Annotated in this window: 20 protein-coding genes; 17 read left to right on the top strand and 3 right to left on the bottom strand. The window is 41.2% G+C overall.

Going from position 1 to position 16,068, the window contains the following annotated elements:
- Positions 1-238 precede the first annotated feature (238 nt).
- Positions 239-2,116 (bottom strand): 3H domain-containing protein, encoded by a 1,878-nt coding sequence (locus J2756_RS08150; protein WP_209584553.1) that lies wholly within the window; start codon positions 2,114-2,116, stop codon positions 239-241.
- 290 nt (positions 2,117-2,406) lie between these two features.
- On the opposite strand from J2756_RS08150, the gene J2756_RS08145 reads away from it, so the two are divergent.
- A complete protein-coding gene (locus J2756_RS08145) occupies positions 2,407-3,909 on the top strand; it encodes an NAD(P)H-hydrate dehydratase (protein WP_209584464.1) in 1,503 nt (500 codons plus the stop codon).
- 34 nt (positions 3,910-3,943) lie between these two features.
- Here the strand turns inward: J2756_RS08145 and J2756_RS08140 are convergent, their stop codons facing one another.
- Together J2756_RS08140 and J2756_RS08135 are read right to left on the bottom strand one after the other, a co-directional pair.
- Positions 3,944-4,180: a pro-sigmaK processing inhibitor BofA family protein gene (locus J2756_RS08140; RefSeq protein WP_209584462.1), complete on the bottom strand. Its 237-nt coding sequence runs from the start codon at positions 4,178-4,180 to the stop codon at positions 3,944-3,946.
- 199 nt (positions 4,181-4,379) lie between these two features.
- Entirely contained in the window at positions 4,380-5,561 is a 1,182-nt protein-coding gene (locus J2756_RS08135) for an argininosuccinate synthase (protein WP_209584460.1), read from the bottom strand.
- A gap of 175 nt (positions 5,562-5,736) precedes the next feature.
- Here J2756_RS08135 and J2756_RS08130 point away from each other — a divergent pair, with 175 nt between their 5' ends.
- The 16 genes from J2756_RS08130 (at position 5,737) to J2756_RS08055 (ending at position 16,046) form a co-directional block, all read left to right on the top strand.
- On the top strand, positions 5,737-6,459 hold the full coding sequence (locus J2756_RS08130; RefSeq protein ID WP_209584458.1) for a succinylglutamate desuccinylase/aspartoacylase family protein: 723 nt from the start codon (positions 5,737-5,739) through the stop codon (positions 6,457-6,459).
- A gap of 112 nt (positions 6,460-6,571) precedes the next feature.
- Positions 6,572-7,273, top strand: a complete 702-nt coding sequence (locus tag J2756_RS08125; protein ID WP_209584456.1) for a metal-dependent hydrolase — start codon at positions 6,572-6,574, stop codon at positions 7,271-7,273.
- Positions 7,274-7,606: 333 nt separating this feature from the next.
- Positions 7,607-7,918, top strand: a complete 312-nt coding sequence (locus tag J2756_RS08120; protein WP_209584455.1) for a monovalent cation/H+ antiporter subunit E — start codon at positions 7,607-7,609, stop codon at positions 7,916-7,918.
- Entirely contained in the window at positions 7,915-8,175 is a 261-nt protein-coding gene (locus J2756_RS08115; RefSeq protein WP_209584454.1) for a monovalent cation/H+ antiporter complex subunit F, read from the top strand. The genes J2756_RS08120 and J2756_RS08115 overlap by 4 nt, the downstream gene beginning before the upstream one ends.
- Positions 8,176-8,448, top strand: coding sequence for a monovalent cation/H(+) antiporter subunit G (locus J2756_RS08110; protein ID WP_209584453.1), 273 nt, complete (start codon positions 8,176-8,178; stop codon positions 8,446-8,448).
- Entirely contained in the window at positions 8,445-8,678 is a 234-nt protein-coding gene (locus J2756_RS08105) for a DUF4040 domain-containing protein (RefSeq protein ID WP_209584452.1), read from the top strand. Before J2756_RS08110 ends, J2756_RS08105 begins: the two co-directional genes overlap by 4 nt.
- A 1-nt stretch (position 8,679) precedes the next feature.
- Complete coding sequence (locus J2756_RS08100) at positions 8,680-9,042, top strand: cation:proton antiporter subunit C (RefSeq protein ID WP_209584451.1); 363 nt, start codon at positions 8,680-8,682, stop codon at positions 9,040-9,042.
- A gap of 145 nt (positions 9,043-9,187) precedes the next feature.
- The gene (ehbF, locus tag J2756_RS08095) at positions 9,188-10,681 is read left to right on the top strand and encodes an energy conserving hydrogenase EhbF (protein WP_209584552.1); all 1,494 of its coding nucleotides are present in this window, start codon (positions 9,188-9,190) and stop codon (positions 10,679-10,681) included.
- Between the two features lie 15 nt (positions 10,682-10,696).
- Complete coding sequence (locus J2756_RS08090; protein WP_209584450.1) at positions 10,697-11,035, top strand: energy-converting hydrogenase B subunit G, EhbG; 339 nt, start codon at positions 10,697-10,699, stop codon at positions 11,033-11,035.
- Complete coding sequence (locus tag J2756_RS08085) at positions 11,028-11,309, top strand: EhbH (protein WP_209584449.1); 282 nt, start codon at positions 11,028-11,030, stop codon at positions 11,307-11,309. Before J2756_RS08090 ends, J2756_RS08085 begins: the two co-directional genes overlap by 8 nt.
- Complete coding sequence (locus J2756_RS08080) at positions 11,310-11,789, top strand: MnhB domain-containing protein (RefSeq protein ID WP_209584448.1); 480 nt, start codon at positions 11,310-11,312, stop codon at positions 11,787-11,789.
- On the top strand, positions 11,790-12,059 hold the full coding sequence (locus J2756_RS08075; protein WP_209584443.1) for an energy-converting hydrogenase B subunit J: 270 nt from the start codon (positions 11,790-11,792) through the stop codon (positions 12,057-12,059).
- 239 nt (positions 12,060-12,298) lie between these two features.
- The gene (locus J2756_RS08070) at positions 12,299-13,660 is read left to right on the top strand and encodes a 4Fe-4S binding protein (protein WP_209584442.1); all 1,362 of its coding nucleotides are present in this window, start codon (positions 12,299-12,301) and stop codon (positions 13,658-13,660) included.
- Complete coding sequence (locus J2756_RS08065; RefSeq protein WP_209584441.1) at positions 13,657-14,142, top strand: 4Fe-4S dicluster domain-containing protein; 486 nt, start codon at positions 13,657-13,659, stop codon at positions 14,140-14,142. Before J2756_RS08070 ends, J2756_RS08065 begins: the two co-directional genes overlap by 4 nt.
- Positions 14,143-14,267: 125 nt before the next feature.
- A complete protein-coding gene (locus J2756_RS08060) occupies positions 14,268-14,714 on the top strand; it encodes an NADH-quinone oxidoreductase subunit B family protein (protein ID WP_209584439.1) in 447 nt (148 codons plus the stop codon).
- A gap of 168 nt (positions 14,715-14,882) precedes the next feature.
- Positions 14,883-16,046 (top strand): hydrogenase large subunit, encoded by a 1,164-nt coding sequence (locus tag J2756_RS08055; RefSeq protein ID WP_209584438.1) that lies wholly within the window; start codon positions 14,883-14,885, stop codon positions 16,044-16,046.
- Positions 16,047-16,068: the final 22 nt, after the last annotated feature.

Raw genomic sequence — 16,068 nt, 5'->3', positions numbered from 1 at the left:
CAGCATAAAATTTAATAAAATCTTTATAATTTTTTTTATAATATTTTAAATGCTTTGAAACCTTTTCATTTCTTTTCATTTATTTTTCAGTATTTTTTGCCTATTTTAATATCCCATTTTTATAAAGTTTTTACGATAATTTACATTATAAACTGATTTTTAATGAAAATAATATTAAAAATAGTATCAATTAAAAAAATAAGTGTTTTTTGGGTGTTTATTTGAATTATTCAAGAGATCATTCTATGCAGAACTTTTCAATCTCTTCGCTCTCCACAATTTCCCAGATCTTCTCTTCAGGCAGGTCAACTCCGAGGAGCATTCCTGTTTTAGCAAGGGCTTTAGCTATTTTTTTGCTAGCCTCGACATCCCTTGCGGATACTGTGTGGCTGTGAACATTTCTTGAGATGTGGGAAAGAGTTTCAAGGGATCTTCTGGCATCAGGTTTCTTGTATTCTTCCTCACACCTCTTAAGGTCTTCTTTATCTTTGATGTAGAGTTTTCTTGAAACCACCTGTCTCAATCCAGGGAGGTAGTGTTTTGAATCCAGTATCCTGCCGCCCAGATCTATTATGATCTTTTTGTCATCGGTTTCACTGGGTTTGTGCCTTAGAAGGATCTCATTAACGCGCCCGTATTCTTTGATCTTCCTGATTATCTCCTTTTGGCTAAGGTTAACCCCTAATAGGAACCCTTTTTTCTTCAATTCTTTTTCTACCTCAGCAAGACTGGTGGTGTCAGGACCTGAGATGGTGTGGGAATGTATCCCGCCTCCAGAAAGGGTGTAAAGCCTTTCAAGTGATTCCATTCTGTTTGAGTCCATTTCCAGTTTTTTCAGAAACCTGTTCATCTCTTCGATCTTGGACAAACCCACTTTCCTCTTCAGTGGTTCATGAAAACCAGGAAGATAATATTCTATATCCTCAAGGGTGCATTTGTGTTTCAGGATGATTTCAGCTTCTTCCCTTATATCCCTGACATCATGGGTTTCTGTTATTTTCATCTCTGGTTTGAAAATAACCTCAACCAGTCTGCCATGCTTCCTGGCTGCTTCCTTTATCTCTTCTTCATCAAGGTTCACTCCAAGCAGAAGTCCCTCCCTTTTAAGTTCATTTGCAACTGCTTCAAGGCTTTCCTTTGTTGGTCCTGATATCCAGTGGGAGTGTATTCCGCTCACAGATTCATATATCTTTTCCAGAGATTTTTTACGGGTATTTTCACGTTCTAAACTCTCTAAAAATCTGTTAAGTTCGCTGATTTCCGATATTCCGATCTTTCTTGCCAGTGGTTCCTTGAACTCTGGCAGGTGGTACTCTATGTTTTCAAGGGTGCAGCCATGTTTCAGTATGATCTCAGATTCTCGTTTTATATCCCTGACTCCGTGCATGGTTGTGATCTTCATGATGGTTGGTTCCATTGCAGCAAAATATATGTCCTCTGCACCGCTTGTTTCAGGAGATATGACTTTATCTGCCCCAGAACGGTAAAGTCTTCGGATATTTTCTTTTTTACTGGCCCTAGTCACTATCCATATTTCAGGATGTATTTCACGTGCAGTTAAGGTTATGAAAAGGTTGTCCACATCTTCTCCAGTGGTTATTATAACTCCCCTTGCCCTTTTGAGTCCAGCATCTATCATAACTGTTTCGTCAGTGGCATCTCCAGGAATAGCCAGAACTTCTGGATCATTCCACAGTTCCTTTTCAACGATCTTTTTATCCTTTTCAATGATTATAACGTTTCTATTCCTTTTTTTAAGCTCTTTATGGACGGCATTGCCCACCCTTCCATAACCGCAGAGCACGAAATGGTCCTTTGTCCCAGCGATCATTCTCCTCTGCTTAGCTCCAGATGTTATTTCTTCAACTGCCATTGTAACCACCGTTATTGTTAATGTAAATGCATATGCAAGTATACCAACCCCTCCAAGAACGAGTGTAACCACAAAAAGTCTTTGAAGTGGTGTTACAGGGCTGATATCACCATAACCTACTGTTGCTATGGTTATAACTGTAAAATAAAGAGCGTTGATTGGGTTCAAACCCATGATGTAAATTGAGCCAATAATCCCATAAACCACAAGTCCACTAACTGCAGTTAAAGCATAAAGCATCATTCTGTAAGGGATTGGGGGAATGTCTTCCTCTTTTGGTAGAATGTGCAGTTCTAGGGGGTTCAAAGGATCACCATTCTTTTTTAATTCTCTTACATTCAATGTGTCCTTAAAAACTGATATTTTTAATTTTTATGAGTTCAATGTAATTTATAAGACATTGTAGGAAAACAGGCCCCTGAAAATACGGTTCTTGGAACGATTTCGTTCAAGGATAAGTATTCATTTTTTAAGCCCGGTCTTAAGGTTATTATTAAATATCATCTGTTTTATAATTTATAAGTAGTGATAAAATGACTCCAAAGAACATGATGGTTATTGATGCCAATGCAGAGGCTATGGGAATACCTAAACTTTCACTAATGGAAAATGCAGGCAAATGCCTTGCAGAGGTAATATCTAAAATCTCAGAGCCATGTAAAACTGTTATATTTGCAGGTAACGGTGGAAACGGTGGTGATGGATTTGTGGCTGCACGCTACCTTTTAAACAAGGGATTTGAAGTTAATGTGATACTTTTAAGCCATCCTTCAAGGATAAAATCCCAAGAGGCACGTGCAAACCTGGAAGTTCTCCAGAAGATCACCAGGGGGTTGCGTCCTCTGAAGATTCAGGTGATTGAAGATTCTTCAAACCTTAAAAAGCTTGATTCTGGTGTTATGGTGGACGCCATCCTTGGAACCGGTGTCAGGGGAAAGCTCAGAGAACCTGTTTCCACTGCAGTGGATGTTATAAATGCTTCAAATGGCATTAAAATTGCTGTTGATGTTCCAACCGGCCTTGACCCCTTGACTGGTGAGGTTCATCACAAATCAGTTGTTCCAGACATCACAGTAACCTTCCACAGGGCCAAGAAAGGCCTTAAAAATGCAAGTATTGAACATGTTGGTAATGTCCATGTATGTGACATTGGAATACCTCCTGAAGTAGAGATATTCACAGGCCCCGGGGACATGCTGAGAATTCAAAAAAGGTCAGAAAACTCTCATAAGGGACAGAACGGACGAGTCCTTATTATTGGTGGTAGTGCAGATTATTCTGGTGCTCCTGCACTTGCAGCGTCTGCTTCAATGAGATCAGGTGTGGACATAGCAGTTTTAGCCTCTCCAAAAGCAGTATCTGATGTAATAAGATCCTACTCTCCAGATGTAATCGTTAGAACTCTTTCAAACACACCAGTAACGGATTTTGTAACTCCTGAAAATGTTGATGAAATCCTGAAGCTTTCAGAAAATGCAGATTCCATGGTAATTGGGTGTGGAATAGGAAGGGCAGATGAAACAGGAGATGCACTAAACGAACTCGTCCAGAAGGTTCAAAACCCCGTGGTTATTGATGCAGATGCCCTTAAACTCATTGATATTGATACCATTCTAAAATCGGTGCAGAATGGTACCGAAATTGTTCTAACACCTCATAAGGCAGAATTTAAATCATTTTTTGGATCGGATGTGCCTCAAAGCCTCGAAGACAGGATGAACATGGTTTTAGGGGTTTCAAAAAATTCAGGAGCAGTTGTTGTCCTCAAGGGTGCCGTTGATGTCATCTCAAATGGTAATAAAGTAAGGTTGAATGCAACAGGTAATCCTGGAATGACTGTTGGAGGTACGGGAGATGTTCTTGCAGGACTCATTGGGGGATTGATGGCACAGGGCCATGATGCCTTTGAATCAGCGTACCTGGGGGCCTACATAAATGGAAGGGCTGGAGACCTGGCACAGGAGGGCTATGGGTTCAGCTTCACTGCAAGTCAGGTAGCAGATTTCATACCTGAAGTTCTGAATCAGAAAAAATAGAAAAATAAGTTTTATTTAGAATCAAGGGGTTTAACTAAATAATTCCAATGAAACTCAGTATCAGGAGGAATATAACTCCAAAAATTCCTCCAAAACCTGCAACCAGTACTGTGAGTATGTTGATTGGAATATCAACTGATGGAATGAGATCAACGATGAAAAGAAGTAGGAATCCCAGGATCATGTTCAGAAGTATCCTCAACAGAACACCACCCACTTTGAAAAGAATTATCAGTCCTAAAATCACAACGAGAACCAGTACAATTTCCATTAGAATGATTGATCTCTCCTTTACGGTTTTTAAACTAATTAAATACAATTGAATAATAAGATAAATTTATTTTCAACAAAAATTTTAGTTTCAGTAATTTATTATCAACAAGGATTATTTCTAATAAAAAAAATAGGGTGCTGGGAATGTTTATCCTTAATGCATTCCCCATTTCTTTGAAGGGTTTAGCAAGGTCAGTTCAATCTTTTTTGCAGACTTTCTGGTAGCATGCTGCCTGTAATCCATAATTTTTAACCATACCTGCCATTTCACGCTGGTCGAGTTCTTTGTCCTCGAAGGACACTGCATCCTGGCTGTAAAGACTGAAAGGAGCTTCCCTTCCAAGGATCCTCATTCCGCCCTTGTGGAGTTTTACCCTGACTTTACCGGACACACGTCTCTGCATTTTATCAACAATTGCATCCAGATCTTCGCGTAGCGGTTCATGCCACAGACCATTGTACACAAGTTCTGCATAGGTCTGTGAGATGGTTTCAGCAAACTTCAATTCTTCCCTTGTGAGGGTGATCTGTTCCAGGGCCTTGTGGGCTGTGATTATCAGCACGGCTCCAGGTGTTTCGTAGTTTTCCCTGGATTTAAGTCCAATTATCCTGTCCTCCACTATGTCAACCCTTCCAATTGCGTGGATACCTGCAATGCGGTTGCACTCCCTGATGAGTTGGACAGGTGCCATTTTATCACCATCGATGGCCACTGGAACTCCCTCTTCAAATTCCATTTCAATGATCTGGGCTTCGTCTGGTGCATCTTCACTTGAACGGGTCCAGCTGAAAGCTTCCTCTGGTGTTTCAACCATAGGGTCTTCAAGGATGTCTCCCTCTATGGATCTGCCCCAAAGATTCTCATCGATACTGTAGAGCTTGTCAGATGGCGTGGGTATTCCATGGGATTTTGCGTACTCCATTTCCTCGGTTCTTGTGAGGTTTAAATCCCTTACAGGGGCTATTATGTCACATACAGAACCGGATCTTATGGTTGATTCGAACCTGAACTGGTCGTTTCCTTTACCTGTACATCCATGTGCTATGGCGGTGGCTCCCTCTTTTTCTGCCAGTTCCACTATTTTCATGGCTATAAGTGGTCTTGCAAGTGCAGTGCTCAGGGGGTAACCCTCGTACATTGCATTGGCTTTAACTGCTTTGAATATGAATTCACTTGCAAATTCATCCTTTGCATCGATTGTGTAATGTTTAAATGAGCCGATTTTGTTTGCAACCATTCCAGGTCTTTCTATTTCATCTTCAGGCTGGCCTACATCAACGCAGGCTGTGATAACTTCCATGTCGTACTTTTCTTCGAGTAATTTAACGCATACAGAGGTGTCCAATCCACCACTGAATGCCAGAACAACTTTCTCCATTCAGAATCACCTTGATTTGATTTATATGAACTTCATTTATATTATCTAAATAACTTCTACATGATCAATATATGTTCCATCAAAAATATTAATTCAAAAGTGTACTAATTAATAATTATAACAATATTGGAATATTTTATAATTTATAACTTGGCCTATTTTATGATGGTGCACCATGAAATCTAAAGCTGAAATGATCATACTCTCCCCCAAAACAGGGGGCAACGTAACTTGCAACGAACCTCTACGTGAAAACATCCCCTCAGGATCCATAAGTTCTATGCTGATCCGTGCCGCAAAACACGGAACACCCCTTATAAAGGTTGGTGAAGGTGGACCCAGGGTCATGCTCACGGCAGGGATTCATGGAAATGAAATTCCCCCACAACTGGCGGCTCTCAGACTTGCAGACGAACTGGAAAACATGGAGATCCATGGAACAGTTTACCTCATACCCTTTGCAGTACCCCACTCAACCATGAAAAATTCCAGGAGGTTCAAGGGATTCGACATGAACCGTTCAGCATCCAAGGGGGGTTCAGCTTCAAACGACATATTAAAAGCAGTTGAAAAGTTTGAAATAGATTCTGTTGCTGATTTCCATGCCACCAAACTCCGGAGCAATCCTGGAGTGGAGAGTGTTTTCTGCTCAAGAAATCCATGCACTGAAAGCTGTGGTATAGCTGAACACATAACCCGTGAAACAAGATCCAAGATCATTCTCCATGAACGTGCAGGAACCCTCTACAGTGGAGCTCTTGAGGATGAGTGCAACCTCATGGGCAGGCCTGCTGTGACATGTGAAGTTGTATCAGAGAACTGCCAGGTTAATGTGGGAAGCCCTGAAAGGTCATACCTGCAGATGCTGTCCTACTTGAGGTACTTTGAAATCATCTGAGTACCATTTCACTACCCTCTAAAACCTTTTTTTTTGTTTAGTAATTTTTAAGCCAATCATTTTTCATGGAAATCCTTTTTTATGATGTTCTACAGATTTAAATCTGATAAAAATGCCATCCTACAAAAAACACGTTTTATTTTCAATAATAATGGCTTTGCCATTTTTCCCAGATGTCTTCTACCTCTCACTGGCAGTTCTGGGAGCCTCAATGTTGGACATGGACCACGACGTTAACAGGAAGAACCTGACAATAATGGCTCTGATTGGAATGGTGATAGCTTTGGCACTTTACATACTAAATCTACCCTTTTTAATAGGGTTGATACTCGTGGTTCTGGCAATGGTTTTTTACGTGTCCAAACACAGGGGATTCATGCACTCAATTCTTGGAATATGTTTGATATCAGGTTTCATGGCTGTATTCGTCATGGGGTCCCGGCTGGTGCTTCAGGATTTCACAGTGCCCTTGAAACTAGCCCTGATATTTATATCTCTGGTACTGGCCTTTATCATACTTAACAGGAAGCTCCTGCCTGTTTTTGCAGTTCTGGTATCTCTTGGAATATTCCTGACTCCAAATTACCTTCTGAACTCCATGAATATCTGCTACGTGTTTTCAGCAGTTCTTCTGGGCTGCCTTAGTCACGTGATCCTTGACATGTCCACACCTGCAGGTGTTAGGATTCTGTCTCCAATTTCCTCCAGGAAGTACAGGAAAAAAGCTGCATTTGGACTTTTTAGTCTGTGGGTTGTGGTGGTTTTCATATTTTTTGTGAATGGAGGTTGGGGAAGTGTTTTACAGGTTCTTTAGGGGGGTTCATCACTTCAATTAAGGATTTAATAAAAATTCCAGGTTTTAAAACTCTATTTAAAATATTTTTAATAAGATCTTTATTGGAATAGTGAATTTAATAAAATTTTAACACTTTTTTAAGGGTTTAAATTTCAAATCTTTTTTAATAATAATGTAAAATGAAAATCATGAAAAATCAATTTAGTTATATTTATATATATCATGTTTTATAATGAAGAATTAATTAGAAGTGGGGTAAGTTAACCCGATTATTCAGGTTACTATCTGTTTTAACAATGTTAATTACCCGTCTTGTTATTCATTATAATAAAATGGAAGGGGTTACTCAAAATGTTCTTAGTTAGAATATATTATGGAATCGCTTATTTCGTTGTTCTCATCTTTGAAATATTAAAAGCAGAGCTTGACGTTGCTGTAAGGACTGTTAACGGTAAGGTGGAGCCCACCGTTGTTGAAATTCCAACAGTGCTCAAGAGGCCGGTTTCCCAGGCAATCCTTGCAAACAGCATAACCTTAACTCCGGGAACACTTTCTATTGACTTGGACTCTGAAAATCAGGTGTTGAAAGTTGCAACAATATATCCAAGGACAGTTGAAGAGGTAATTCCATTTGAACCATACATAAAAGGGATGTTAGAATGAACATACTCATCTTATCAGAATACATCCTCATGGGGGCTCTGGCAATATACGCAGTGGCCACCATAAGGATCACAACCAGAAAAAGCATAGCAATGGGTCTTGTAGGAGTTTTAGGTCTGAGCATAGCAGTTATAACCATTCTTATCTTGATCCAGCACATCTACGGACTGGGCTTCTGTAAGGACATAGCAACAGCCCTGGTTTTCCTGGGACCAATTGGAACCATAGCATTCGCAAGAGTTTTGAGGGGTGATTAAGTGGAAGACCTGATAACCTTGATACAGGCAGCAGTACTCATACTGATGGCAGTAATGGTGCTCCTGGCAACAGTAGGACTTTTAAGATTCAAAGATAACATTAAGCATGTTACCTACGCTAGAATACACATACTGGGCGTTACAGATACGGCATGCATAATAGCGCTTCTTGCACTTAATGAACCACTTCTTGCTGTGGCTTACTTCATTCTCGCACCATTTGCAGCCCATGCAATAGCCAACGGCCATTACTATGGGGAGGAAGAAAAATGATAGAATACATATTCATGATTGTAACAGTTTTAGGTGCTATCATTGCCCTGATGCAGCGTGATCTCCTTAAAGCAGCCATATTAACAGGAATTCCAGGGGTGGGTCTGGCCCTTCTCTACCAGTACCTTCAGGCCCCAGACGTTGCACTAACCCAGGCAATTGTGGGATCCGCAATTATACCAGTATTCTTTGCACTGGCAGTTTACAGAACACGCAGGGTGGAGGAATAAAATGATTATGGACACTCAACTCGCATCACTCTTGACAGCAGGAGCACTGATATTCATAGGACTATTCGGTGCAGTTTATCTTGATAACCTTATAAAAAAAATCATAGCACTTGCATTCATAGGTGACGGTGCCAACCTTTTCCTCATCGCCATGGGATACAATGCTGGAGGAATAGTTTACATCTTCCTTCCGGGCATGGCAAGTAACTGGTTCTCACAGAATGCATCATACCCACTGCCATACGCACTGGTGCTCACGAGCATTGTTATCGGTGCAAGTACCCTGGCAGTTATGCTGGGAATAATCATCGTGCTTCACAAAAAATACGGATCCATAAGTGCATCGAAGATCCTTGGAGAGTAATTGAAATGCCTTCAAAAGACTCATCAAACATTACAAGCTTCAGAAGAAGTACAGAAATTAGAACAAAGATGAAATTCATGTGCAGCAGTAAACACAGTTGTAAGGATTGTGCATTTGCACAAACTGGAGGGATTACATGGACTATATGAATTCCTTAATCCCACTGATGGTTATAATACCAATTACATGTGCCCTTTTCCTGAACCTGATTCATGAAAGGGATCGCACGATCAAGGCATTATCAGTGATCATTGCACTGGCACTGCCAATAATACCACTTTTTGCAAGCTACGGAACCCATTATTTCGGGGGATACGCACCCCTCATTCAAAATGGAACCATAGCAACGGGACTACCTGCATTCATAACGGGTTCAGCACTGAATATCTTCCACCCTGCGATCACCTACGTATTTGGAAGCGCACAGAAGCTCTTCATATTCATAGTGGGAATCGTGGCATTGTTTTCAATATTCTTATCTCTTTACGAGGTTAAAAGACCTTCAGGAGTGTATGGATACCTTTTATTCATGCTTGCAGCTTCAATAACTGCTTTAATACTCACAGACGACATATTCAACCTTTACGTCTTCTTTGAGATAGCAGCACTGGCACAGGTTGGTATAATCCTGGTTTCCAAGGTCAAGGGCAGCTACGAAACAGCCCTAAAGTACATGATACTTGGGAGCATAGCATCACCTTTGATGCTTCTTGGAATAGCATTCCTCCTTGGAGTTACAGGAAACGTTAACATCACGGATATAGTCTACGCCATTAAACATGGAATGGTGGATCCAAAAAGTCCAGTACTTCTGATGGCATGTGGCCTCATAACCTTTGGATGGCTCTACGGTTCTGGACTTCCACCTTTCCACTCAATAAAATCCGCAGTTTACAGCAAAGCTCTTCCAAACGGAGCTGCACTGCTTCAGGCATTCTCAGTTGTGATGTTCGTAGCCCTTGGTGTCATAATAATCAGAATCTTCGGATACCTTCCATTCTCCAAGGTCTTCATAATAGGAATATCCCTCCTTGCAATGGTGCTGGGCATAACCATGGCACTGAACCAGACAGATTTCAAACGGATCATAGCTTACCTTGCAGTGGGTGAACTTGGATACATTGGAATAGGACTGGGACTTGGAACTGCAATGGGAATAACAGCAGGACTGTTCCAGGCTGTTAACGAACTTGTAATAACCGCATTCCTCTTCATAGGTTTCGGTACCATACTCTACAAAACCAGGGAAAGCGATATAAGGAAGCTGGGTGGTATGATGGTACAGTCACCAAAAACAGCACTCCTGGTTATGATAGCAGGATTTGCAATGGCAGGAGTTCCTCCATTAAATGTATTCCAGAGTAAGCTGATGCTCTGTCAGGCCGCTGTAGATGCAGGATTGCCTGAACTGGGTATAATAATGATACTCCTGAGTATTGTGACTTTCATGACCTTTATGAGGGCTTTCTACGCCATTTACATGCGGTCAAAACCAGAGGGCCTCGAAATTAAGAACGAAAAAATACCAAGGGTAACACTACTTGCGATGGTTGTGTTCCTGATCATATGTTTAACACTCGGTCTGTTCCCTGGCCTTGCAACCAATTCTCTGCACGGGCTGGCGATGAGCCTTGCATAGTAATAGGGGGATTCTATGAGCATCTATGATATTATAGTAAAGAAAATAAAGGATATTCGAAGTGAAACAGAGGAAGAGGGACCATTAACAAACGTGTCAACTTCATCCATGTTGGCAGGAGAAATAGCAATCATATCCACCCTTCTAGTGGCAGTTATAATGCTCAGGGTTGTAAGCAAGGTACTCATGATATTTGCATTCATTCTACTCCTTGTACTGGTTGTTGTGGCAATGCCCATCATGCCCAAACTCAAACGAGAGCAGAACGATTCACTGGCCAACATGACATTCTACGTTGTGGTGACACTTGGAATTATTGTAACATTATTCTACTGGGGGAATCTAAATGTCTGAGGGATTAAGAAACATAATATCAGGATTTGCACTCTTAGTGTTCGCAATAGCACTTTTTGAGTCCATATTCCACTTCAGTAACATGATCTATCCTGGAATAAGTTACATATACAACTGGATTGGACCACAAATAGCCCCAAACATGGTAACAAACGTTGTATTTGATTGGAGAGGCTACGACACCCTTGGAGAAGCACTCATACTTGTAACTGCAGTTGTTGTAACTCTACTCATATTCGGAAGGGGAAAAGTGGACTTTGGAGGGGATGATTAGATGAGCACAATACTTAAACTCTTCGCACTTCCAGCATCATTAATATTGATGTGTTACGGTATTTTAACCATACTCGGAGGACACATAACTCCTGGAGGAGGATTTCAGGGAGGTGCCATAATAGCAGGAGCACTGATATTCTGTTTGGTTGTCTACGGTGTAAAGGAAAACCCAATTCACATAACCCACAACTTCATGGCATCACTTGAAAGTGCAGGGGCCCTTGCATATGTTTTCCTGGGCCTTGCAGGACTCTTCACATCAGGATTCTTCCTCTACAACCTTGGAGTTAACCTCTACGGTATTGTACCACAGTTCATACAGCACATATTTGACTACCCTGATCCAATACACGCAGGTATCATTCCATACCTCAACTTCGTTGTGGGTCTCAAGGTTATGGTGGGACTGACTGCAGTGGTGATAACCTTCCTTGAAAGTAAGAAACTGCTTGAAAACATGAATGAAGAGGAGATCTAAATGGTTTACGCAGGCCCAATAATTTTAGGATTCTTATTAGGATTCATACTGGGAACAAGGATCAAAGAAAACCCAGAAAGCAAGCTAAAATTCGATACATCAGTTTACATGGTTACACTCATATTTGCGGTGGCTATGGCGTACTTCCTCGGTGCATTTCCTTACTACACAGATGTTCCATTTGCATCAGGATTCGTAGCAGCATTTATAGGAATAATTGTGGGTAAACTACTCTTTGGAAGGGGAAGAAGCATAGAGAACGAGGACTGAAAAATATCGAAAATTTCCAGGATTATCACAGACTTGATACCCTGATGGGTTACGTCAAAAGGGGATTTCTGTTCGGAAAGAAGAAAATCCCATTAAAACATACATCATATTACCATGAAATTAAACATTAGCATGAATTAAAGTGAATCATAACTCAAAATCATGAAATTTAACATATATGGGATTAAAGGGGAATTAAAAGAAATTTTAATATTTAAAGGGAATGGAAGGTAATACTAATGTTCTTATCAACTAAAAAATGTGAAGGCCTTGGGGAATGTATCAAGGAATGTCCAACAGAGGCAATAAGACTCATTGAAGGCAAAGCATTCAGCTGCATCACCTGCGGAGCATGTGCCGAAGCCTGTCCAAACCGGGCCATATTTAAAAATAGATATGGGGGTTACGTTGTTGACAGAGCAAGATGCAACGCATGTGGAGTATGTGAAATGACCTGTCCTGTTAACAGCATACACATCGAAGATGGGGTTGTGAAGGGCATATGTTCAAGATGTGGAATATGTGCCGATGCATGTCCAATAGATGCAAGAGTGGATGCTTATGATGTTATAGAGGACAGACAGCTTAAATTTCTCGAAGCACTTAATCTAACTGTTCAACCAACTCTTCCTGCCAAGAAAGAGGATGAAAAAGTTCAGAGGACCAATGTGATCACAGACACTGAGAAATGCACCCTCTGCGGAAGATGTGAGTACTACTGTCCAACAGATGCAATAATGGTTGATGTGAACCTTGAAGGAAAATGCACCCAGTGCCGTGTGTGTGAAGATGTATGTCCAGTTGGAGCCATAGAAGAAGGTGTCATAGACCCTGAGAAATGCACCCTATGCCTGAAGTGCATGAAGGAATGCCCACAAAACGCAATCTACATCAATGACTTTGAGGTGAACATCAGAAAACCTGAAGAAGATGAGGAAATTGAGGGCAACATAGTTTCATGCCTCAACTGTGGACTATGTGCAGACGCATGCACCCGTGGGGCACTCAGGCAGATCAACGGTAAGATGAGGTACGACCCAACCCTCTGCAAGGACTGCAAAACAATGGAATGCCTTGAAGCCTGTCCAGTAGGCACACTGAGACTTTCAGAAGGCCCTGAAAGAACTGTTAAGGGATTCTGTGTGTCATGTGGAAGATGTGTCAAAGCCTGTGATTACAGCGAGGCAAGAAGCTTTGAAAACATCACATGGAAGGGAGATGTTTCTGATGATTGCATATCCTGCGGTGTCTGTGCAGAGGTCTGTCCTAAGAATGCAATAACCCTTAAAAAAGGTTCAATTGAAGTTGACCTTGAAAAATGTGTTCTCTGCGAAAAATGTGCCATACACTGTCCAAAGGATGCCATCAAAAAGACAACCATGCATAAAATGTCAATAACCGATGGTTTCACATTTGTACAGGACAAACTCTGCATGAGGTGCAAACTCTGCACCAAGATCTGTCCTGAAGAGGCCATAACTGAAGGTGAAGATGGCAGTATAGTTGTTGATGATTCAAAATGTACCTACTGTGGTGCATGCTCAAATGCATGTCCGGCAAGGGCCATACTATTTGAAAGGGAATTCGAGGTATCACAATGAAAAATTTAATCAGAATATTTCTGGAGGGAGCCTACAGCAACCTGAAAAGGATACTATTTGCCTCAGACCGTGTTACAGACATGGAACTTAGAAGCAAAATTCTTGAAGGCAGAATAGTCCCCACAGACAAGGTTGCAGAGGTACCATGCATAGGATGCGGAGGATGCAGTAACGCCTGCCCAACAGGAGCAGTTGAAATGGTGGACCTTGACGAACCAGTTCAGCTTATGGAGGGAATGATGAAAACTCAGATTCCAGTTCTCCACAGTGAAAAATGTGTTCACTGTTATTACTGTCATGATTTCTGTCCATTATACGCCCTTTTCGGGGAGGCAGGAACCATACATCCAAACGATGTTGGTCATCCAGAATCAGACATATCCACACTCCTTGAAAAGCCTGTTAAAATATCCGATGATAAAATAGCATTCATATCACAATTTTTATCAGATTCAACGGTATTGAAGAAGAGGAAGGAATAAAATAAAGCATTGAATTAGGAATGGTCACGAAGTAACCTTAAGAAATCAACATAAGAACATAAAAAAAGATGATCTTAACAAACTGACCTTAAAGTAACCTTAAAAAACCTTAAAAGAGGAATGATATGAGTTTAAAATCATATTCAAGGGCAAGGGCCGTGCATGTCATGCTCGTGTACACTGGAGGATGCAATGGATGCGATATTGAGATAGTCAACTGCATACTTTCACCAAAATACGATGCAGAACAGTACAAAGTCTTTTTAACATGGAATCCAAGGGAAGCAGATGTTCTTGTAGTCACAGGCCCGGTAACAAAACACACGGAACAGCCCCTGCGTGAAATATACGATGCAATTCCGGAACCCAAAGCTGTTGTTGCAGCAGGTGCATGTGCATTGATGGGCGGAGTTTACAAGAACATACATGGGGATATACCCTCAGAAGAAATTGCAGGACCTGTTGATAATATCATACCAGTTGATGCAAAGGTACCTGGATGTTCGGTGCGACCAGAGGATGTTCTGTCTGGAGTGGTTGCAGCCCTTCCAAAACTGCTTAATGCAGAATAACATGAAACAATGAGATAATTAACGTTCCAATATAATATTCAATAAATTTCAAATGGATATTTAAAGAAATATTAAAATTAAAGGAATATTAAAAGTTAATTTAATATTTAAACAAGTAATAATGGGATTAAAGGTTTTTAAACCAAATGTGCTTAAAAAGGTGTATTTATGGATGAGGATAACAAGGGAAACAGGAATGCAAGTGATGAAAATTCCAAACAAACTGTAATTGAAACAGAAATATCCATGGGAACTGTGCACCCTGCAGCCCTTGAACCATACAGGGTACGTTTATTCGTTGAAGACGAAATTGTAAAAGACGCTGAAATAACAATAGGGCTTAACCACAGGGGAATTGAAAGAATAATGGAAGGATTGCCTGTTGAAAAGGCTAACAGCCTGACTGAAAAGGTCTGTGGAATATGCTCCAACAGCCACATCTGGAACTCCTGTATGGTTGCGGAGAAGGCCCTTGACATAGAGGTACCAGAACGCGCAACCTACATACGAATCATAATGGAGGAACTTGAAAGACTCCACAGCCACCTCCTCTACCTGGCCCATGGAAACGAAGTTCTGGGACATGAAACCTTCTCAATGAGACTTTTCTACATCCGAGAAACAGTCATGGAACTTCTCAGGATGATAGGGGGTAACAGGGTTCAGTACGGAGCATCCATCATTGGAGGGGTCAGACCAAGATGTGAACTGGATGAGATGAGGATACAGAAGATCCTTGAGGGAATGGACGTAATCGAGGAGAAATTAACGGCCTTCGCAGACAGGTTTGTATCGGATCCAATGATCATGTCCCGTATAACCGGTGTTGGAACCATATCTCAGAAGGATGCATTAAGGTTAGGCACATCTGGACCAACCCTTCGTGCAACAGGATATGAGCGAGATTTAAGGCGTGAAATGTCTGTTTACGACCCATTTGAATTCGATGTCATAACCCAGGATGGTGGAGATGTCAAATCCAACCTCCTCATGAGGGTTCTCGAATGTTTCGAGTCCATAAAGATAATAAGACAGGCAGTTGCAGGCCTCCCAGATGGTAAGATAACCAACAGAAGCTGGGAGATGCATGACGCTCCAATAACCAAGAGCTACATAGAGGTGCCCCGTGGTACACTCTACCATTCCTATGCACTGGAAGACGGCCGTGTAAGGGGTTCAATCATAAGAACACCATCAATCGCAAACATAGGGGCAATGCAGCAGGCATGCATAGGTCATCATATAACTGACGCCCAGCTTGCAATTGTGCAGTGTGATCCCTGTTTCACATGCACGGATCGTGCAATCAAGATAATAAGAACAGATAAATAATAAAAATCCACAGAATAAGACA

The sequence above is a fragment of the Methanobacterium aggregans genome (genome assembly GCF_017874455.1).
GTDB classification, from domain to species: Archaea; Methanobacteriota; Methanobacteria; order Methanobacteriales; family Methanobacteriaceae; genus Methanobacterium_C; species Methanobacterium_C aggregans.
This window is presented reverse-complemented; position numbering and strand designations above follow the sequence as displayed.

What these genes read in the sequence shown, in the direction of transcription:
- J2756_RS08150 (WP_209584553.1), bottom strand. Translation starts at nt 2,116, where the DNA reads ATGATGCTTTATGCTTTAACTGCAGTTAGTGGACTTGTGGTTTATGGG.
- J2756_RS08145 (WP_209584464.1), top strand. Translation starts at nt 2,407, where the DNA reads ATGACTCCAAAGAACATGATGGTTATTGATGCCAATGCAGAGGCTATG.
- J2756_RS08140 (WP_209584462.1), bottom strand. Translation starts at nt 4,180, where the DNA reads ATGGAAATTGTACTGGTTCTCGTTGTGATTTTAGGACTGATAATTCTT.
- J2756_RS08135 (WP_209584460.1), bottom strand. Translation starts at nt 5,561, where the DNA reads ATGGAGAAAGTTGTTCTGGCATTCAGTGGTGGATTGGACACCTCTGTA.
- J2756_RS08130 (WP_209584458.1), top strand. Translation starts at nt 5,737, where the DNA reads ATGAAATCTAAAGCTGAAATGATCATACTCTCCCCCAAAACAGGGGGC.
- J2756_RS08125 (WP_209584456.1), top strand. Translation starts at nt 6,572, where the DNA reads ATGCCATCCTACAAAAAACACGTTTTATTTTCAATAATAATGGCTTTG.
- J2756_RS08120 (WP_209584455.1), top strand. Translation starts at nt 7,607, where the DNA reads ATGTTCTTAGTTAGAATATATTATGGAATCGCTTATTTCGTTGTTCTC.
- J2756_RS08115 (WP_209584454.1), top strand. Translation starts at nt 7,915, where the DNA reads ATGAACATACTCATCTTATCAGAATACATCCTCATGGGGGCTCTGGCA.
- J2756_RS08105 (WP_209584452.1), top strand. Translation starts at nt 8,445, where the DNA reads ATGATAGAATACATATTCATGATTGTAACAGTTTTAGGTGCTATCATT.
- J2756_RS08100 (WP_209584451.1), top strand. Translation starts at nt 8,680, where the DNA reads ATGATTATGGACACTCAACTCGCATCACTCTTGACAGCAGGAGCACTG.
- ehbF (WP_209584552.1), top strand. Translation starts at nt 9,188, where the DNA reads ATGAATTCCTTAATCCCACTGATGGTTATAATACCAATTACATGTGCC.
- J2756_RS08090 (WP_209584450.1), top strand. Translation starts at nt 10,697, where the DNA reads ATGAGCATCTATGATATTATAGTAAAGAAAATAAAGGATATTCGAAGT.
- J2756_RS08085 (WP_209584449.1), top strand. Translation starts at nt 11,028, where the DNA reads ATGTCTGAGGGATTAAGAAACATAATATCAGGATTTGCACTCTTAGTG.
- J2756_RS08080 (WP_209584448.1), top strand. Translation starts at nt 11,310, where the DNA reads ATGAGCACAATACTTAAACTCTTCGCACTTCCAGCATCATTAATATTG.
- J2756_RS08075 (WP_209584443.1), top strand. Translation starts at nt 11,790, where the DNA reads ATGGTTTACGCAGGCCCAATAATTTTAGGATTCTTATTAGGATTCATA.
- J2756_RS08070 (WP_209584442.1), top strand. Translation starts at nt 12,299, where the DNA reads ATGTTCTTATCAACTAAAAAATGTGAAGGCCTTGGGGAATGTATCAAG.
- J2756_RS08065 (WP_209584441.1), top strand. Translation starts at nt 13,657, where the DNA reads ATGAAAAATTTAATCAGAATATTTCTGGAGGGAGCCTACAGCAACCTG.
- J2756_RS08060 (WP_209584439.1), top strand. Translation starts at nt 14,268, where the DNA reads ATGAGTTTAAAATCATATTCAAGGGCAAGGGCCGTGCATGTCATGCTC.
- J2756_RS08055 (WP_209584438.1), top strand. Translation starts at nt 14,883, where the DNA reads ATGGATGAGGATAACAAGGGAAACAGGAATGCAAGTGATGAAAATTCC.